4 protein-coding genes and 1 pseudogene are annotated in these 4,641 nt (G+C 71.4%); 2 read left to right on the top strand and 3 right to left on the bottom strand.

Annotation, left to right across the window (positions count from 1 at the left end; genetic code table 11):
• Positions 1-890: pseudogene (locus tag I53_RS20575) on the top strand (aminotransferase class V-fold PLP-dependent enzyme); the annotation flags it as partial.
• Positions 891-1,116: 226 nt separating this feature from the next.
• Here I53_RS20575 and serA read toward each other — a convergent pair.
• A complete protein-coding gene (gene serA / locus I53_RS20570) occupies positions 1,117-2,340 on the bottom strand; it encodes a phosphoglycerate dehydrogenase (RefSeq protein WP_075381875.1) in 1,224 nt (407 codons plus the stop codon).
• Between the two features lie 271 nt (positions 2,341-2,611).
• Here serA and I53_RS20565 point away from each other — a divergent pair, with 271 nt between their 5' ends.
• The gene (locus I53_RS20565; RefSeq protein WP_043354137.1) at positions 2,612-3,631 is read left to right on the top strand and encodes an NAD(P)-dependent alcohol dehydrogenase; all 1,020 of its coding nucleotides are present in this window, start codon (positions 2,612-2,614) and stop codon (positions 3,629-3,631) included.
• A 25-nt stretch (positions 3,632-3,656) separates the two neighbouring features.
• Here I53_RS20565 and I53_RS20560 read toward each other — a convergent pair whose 3' ends face one another.
• Together I53_RS20560 and I53_RS20555 are read right to left on the bottom strand one after the other, a co-directional pair.
• The gene (locus I53_RS20560; RefSeq protein WP_043354136.1) at positions 3,657-3,884 is read right to left on the bottom strand and encodes a DUF1127 domain-containing protein; all 228 of its coding nucleotides are present in this window, start codon (positions 3,882-3,884) and stop codon (positions 3,657-3,659) included.
• Positions 3,885-4,107: 223 nt separating this feature from the next.
• On the bottom strand, positions 4,108-4,641 hold a 534-nt coding region (locus I53_RS20555; RefSeq protein ID WP_043354135.1), incomplete at its 5' end, for a helix-turn-helix transcriptional regulator.

The following is a 4,641-nucleotide window of genomic DNA, read 5'->3' as shown; positions in this document are numbered from 1 at the left end:
ATCGGCCCGGGCGGACGAGATCATCGTCTCGACCATTGAGCACCACGCAAACATCGTGCCCTGGCAGATGCTGGCTCAGCAGACCGGGGGGACGCTCCGGGCGATCCCGGTCAAACGACCGGGGCGAGATCATCTTCGAGCAATACGCGGCCTTGCTGTCGGGCCGCACCAAGATCGTCTCGGTGACGCAGGTGGCCAACGCGCTCGGCACCGTGAACCCGGTGCGGGAGATCATCCAGCTCGCCCATGCCTACGGGGTGCCGGTGCTGGTCGATGCGGCGCAATCCGCGCCGCACATGCCGCTCGACGTGCAGGCGCTGGACGCCGACTTCCTGGTCTTCTCCGGCCACAAGGTGTTCGGGCCGACGGGCATCGGCGCGCTCTACGGCAAGGCGCACCTGCTCGCGGCGATGCCCCCCTGGCAGGGCGGCGGCCACATGATCGAGGACGTCACCTTCGCGAAGACGGTGTACAAGGGCGCGCCGGAAAAATTCGAGGCCGGCACGCCCGACATTGCCGGGGCGGTGGGGCTCGGGGCGGCCCTCGACTACCTCGCGCGGATCGGCCTGCCGGCGATCGCCGCCTACGAGCACGACCTGCTGGACTATGCGCAGGCCGGTCTTGCCGACGTGAAGGGCCTGCGTCTGATCGGCACGGCCCGGGAGAAGGCGAGCGTGATGTCCTTCGTGATCGAAGGCCAGGAGAACGAGGCGGTCGCCCACCACCTCGATGCCCGCGGCATCGCGGTCCGTTCGGGCCATCACTGCGCCCTGCCGGCGCTCCGCCGGTTCGGGGTCGACCAGTCGGTGCGAGCGTCGCTGGCCTTCTACAACACCCGCGCGGAGGTCGACGCCTTCCTGACGGCGCTGCACACCCTGCCGCGGCACTGACCCCGGGGGCGATCGGATCCGCGCCGCGCTCGTCCTCTGCAGGGCGGCGACGCGATCTCGGGTCTCGCCCATGGGTCTCAGGACGGGGCGCGGGTCCCCTCGCCCGTGCGGGCTTGCCAGGAACAGATCTCGGGCGAGCCCGAGCTCTGTGGGAGGCGCACGCGCAGCGGTGTGGACCTCGTCGCCCGCACGGGGCGACGAGGTGGGGCAGCCGTCGGCGTCAGCCTCACGCCACCGCCGGCCGGAGGTGCCGCGTCCGCACCGTACCGTCGATGGCCCGTAGCGCGCCGAGTACCGCGTCCGCCTCGCCAAGCCCCACCGACGCGTCCACCACGACGTAGCCGTACTCGCCGTCCGTCTGCAGGTACTGCGCGTCGATGTTGAGCGACCGGCCCGAGAAGACCGCGTTGATCTGCCCGAGCACGCCGGGCACGTTCCGGTGGACGTGGAGGAAGCGGGCGCCGGACCGGCGCGGCGGCAGCTGAACCTGCGGGAAGTTCACCGCGCCGAGCGTCGAGCCGGTCTGGGCGTAGTCGACCAGCTTGCGGGCCACCTCCGCGCCGATCCGATCCTGCGCCTCCTCCGTCGAGCCGCCGATATGCGGGGTGAGGATGACGTTCGGCAGCCCCTGCAGGGGCGAGACGAAGCGCTCCGCGTTGGAGGTGGGCTCGACCGGGAAGACGTCGATCGCGGCTCCGGCGAGATGGCCGTCGCGCAGGGCCGCCGCCAGGGCGTCCAGGTCCACGACCGTGCCCCGGCTGTTGTTGATGAGGTAGGCGCCGGGCTTCATCGCGCGGATGCGCTCCGCGCCCATGAGCCCGTGGGTCAGCGGCGTCTCCGGGACGTGCAGGCTGACCACGTCGCTGGCGGCGAGCAGCGCGTCGAAGCTCTCGGCCGGCTCGGTGTTCCCGTGACGCAGCTTGTCGGTCAGATCGTAGAAGATCACGCGCATGCCCATCGCCTCCGCGAGGTTCGAGAGCTGCGCGCCGATGTTTCCGTAGCCGACGATCCCCAGCGTCTTGCCGCGCACCTCGAAGGCGCCGGAGGCCGACTTGTCCCAGCCGCCGGCATGGGCGGCGATCGAGCGCGGCAGGATGCGCCGGAGCAGCATCACGATCTCGCCGATCGTGAGTTCGGCGACGCTGCGCGTGTTCGAGAACGGCGCGTTGAAGACGGGCACGCCCCGGGCGCGCGCCGTCTCGAGGTCGACCTGATTGGTCCCGACGCTGAAGCAGCCGATGGCGGTGAGATCGGGCAGGGCGTCGAGCAGCGCGGCGGTGACGTGCGTGCGGGAGCGGATGCCGAGGACGGTGACGTCGGCCAGATCCCGGGTATCATCGGGGCTGACGGCACGAGGCAGCTGGCGGATGTCGCCGATCCCGGCCTGCGTGAAGATCCTGGACGCCGTCGGCGCTATGCTTTCGGTCAGAACGACGCGCTCGGTCGACACGGTCTGTGCTCCTTCCACGGACGGGATGCGATCCGCGACCTTGCCGCTGGTGTCGCAGAGCGGCAAGGGCGGGAGGGGCATGCGCCCGGCTCCTGCGCCCGGCTCCTGCGCGCGGCTCCTGGGCGCGCCGGTCCCGGACCGGAGCGCCCGTTGCGGGCCGTCCGCCCCGGCCCCCGCGGCGGACGGTCCCCGTCCGTCGTCTCGACGCCGGGCGTGGGGCCTGCCAGTGTCCGCCTCCCGGCGGCCGCGGCCGCGGAGCGACAGGTGCATCATGACCGGATCGACAGCCCGGGCCGTCATCGTCCAGCCGGGCGGCGGCTTCGACAAGGTGACCTTCGGGGAGCGGCCGGTGCCCGAGCCGGGGCCCGGCGCGATCACCGTCCGCCTGCGGGCGAGTTCCCTCAACTATCACGACTATGCCGTGGTCAGCGGGATGTGGGGGCCGAGCGAGCCGCGCGTCCCGATGTCGGACGGCGCCGGCGAGGTCGAGGCCGTGGGACCCGGCCCGAACGACTTCGCGGTCGGCGACCGGGTGGTCAGCACGTTCTTCCCGACCTGGACCGAGGGCACGCCGCGGGTCGAGGGCTTCGCCACCGTGCCGGGCGACGGGGTCGACGGCTATGCCCGGGAGCGGGTCACCGCGCCGGCCAGCGCCTTCACCCACGCGCCGAAGGGCTGGGACCACGCCGAGGCGGCGACCCTGACCACCGCGGCGCTCACCGCATGGCGCGCGCTCCACGCCGATGCCGGCCTGAAGAGCGGTGACGTCGTGCTGGTGCAGGGGACCGGCGGCGTGTCGCTGTTCGCCCTGCAATTCGCTAAGGCGGCGGGGGCCACGGTGATCGCCACCTCGTCCAGCGACGACAAGCTGGAGCGCCTGCGCGGGCTCGGCGCCGACCACGTCATCAACTACCGCGCCGACCCGGCCTGGGGCGAGACCGCCCGGCGGCTGACCGATGGGCGCGGCGTCGACCACGTCGTCGACGTCGGCGGTCCGGCGACGCTGGAGCAGTCCATGGCCGCCGTCCGCGTCGCCGGCCACATCTCGGTGATCGGCATCCTGTCGGGCGTGGCCGGGGAATTGCCCCTGGTGCCGGCGCTCCTGAAGCAGATCCGCCTGCAGGGCGTGCTGGTCGGCAGCCGCCGCCACCAGATCGAGATGGTCCGCGGCATCGAAGCCTGCGGCCTGCGGCCGGTGGTCGACAGCCGCTACCCCCTCGACGAGCTCGTGGCGGCGTTCCGCCACCAGGAAAGCAACCGCCACTTCGGCAAGATCTGCATCGCGATCTGAGCGGGCCTGAAGGGGTCTGGCCGGTTCAGCGGACGGCGATCCCGAGCGTCGTGGGCAGCGCGATCGTCCGGGATGCCTCCGGCTGGCTCGGCCGGGCCAGCATGTGCGAACAGCCGTTCTCGCAGAAGGCGCGGAGCGTGCGCCGGTCGAGCCCGATATCGCTCAACATATCGTCGTCGAGGGCCGATAAGATGCGAATGTTTCGCGCGGCGATGCGGTTTTTTCGAATGTATTTAACGAACGAGAGGATCATGATCTGGTCTCCGTTGTGCCGAAAAATTGGTTCTTTATCCAATTTCGGCCGGATCAGTGTCGATGAATCGTCTCTTTCTCGCATCATCTGTTCAGGTTACTGCGTGTTGTCGAAGTAGACTTGTTTGCCGGGGGCGAGCCTGTTGCGGCCTGCCGCCTGACGGGGCAGGCTCTGCCGGTCCAGACGACGCCCCTCCGTCCCGCACGGGAAACCGAGGACGGCTCTACACACCCGCGATCGGCTGCGGGCAGAGCAGGAGCAGGCGCATCAACTCGGCCTGGCGGCGCGTCCCCGTCTTCTCGAAGAGGTGACGCAGGTGCACGCGTGCCGTGTTCCGGGTGATCTGGCGGCGCGTCGCGCTCGCCGCGAGGTCGTTCCCCGCCAGGATGTCGATGGCCAGGGCCGCCTCCGCGGGGGTAAAACCGAACTGGTCCTGCAGAACGCCGGGATCCGGCAGGCGTGGCGCCGCGGGGTCGATGAGGCGCAGGAGAACCGCGCCCTCGGCGATCGGGCGGAAGGCCCCGGGGATCGCGCAGGCGGCGACCAGGAGTGTCCCGTCGGGGCCGTCCAGGCGCACCGCGGCGCCGCGCTGGCCGGCGGCGCAGCGGTCGATGACGCGGCGGAGCGTCGCGCTGTCCTCCGGCCCCGCGCCGCGCAGGCCGCCGTGCTCGAGGCGCAGAAGGCCCCGGTCGATGAGGGATTGCGCAGCCCGGTTCAGGAAATAGGGCCGACCGCTCCGGTCGGTCACGGCCAGCCC

This window comes from Methylobacterium sp. B1 (assembly GCF_000333255.1).
Taxonomy (GTDB): Bacteria; Pseudomonadota; Alphaproteobacteria; order Rhizobiales; family Beijerinckiaceae; genus Methylobacterium; species Methylobacterium fujisawaense.
The sequence above is the reverse complement of the archived record's forward strand: the minus strand, read 5'-3'. Positions and strand labels throughout refer to the sequence as shown.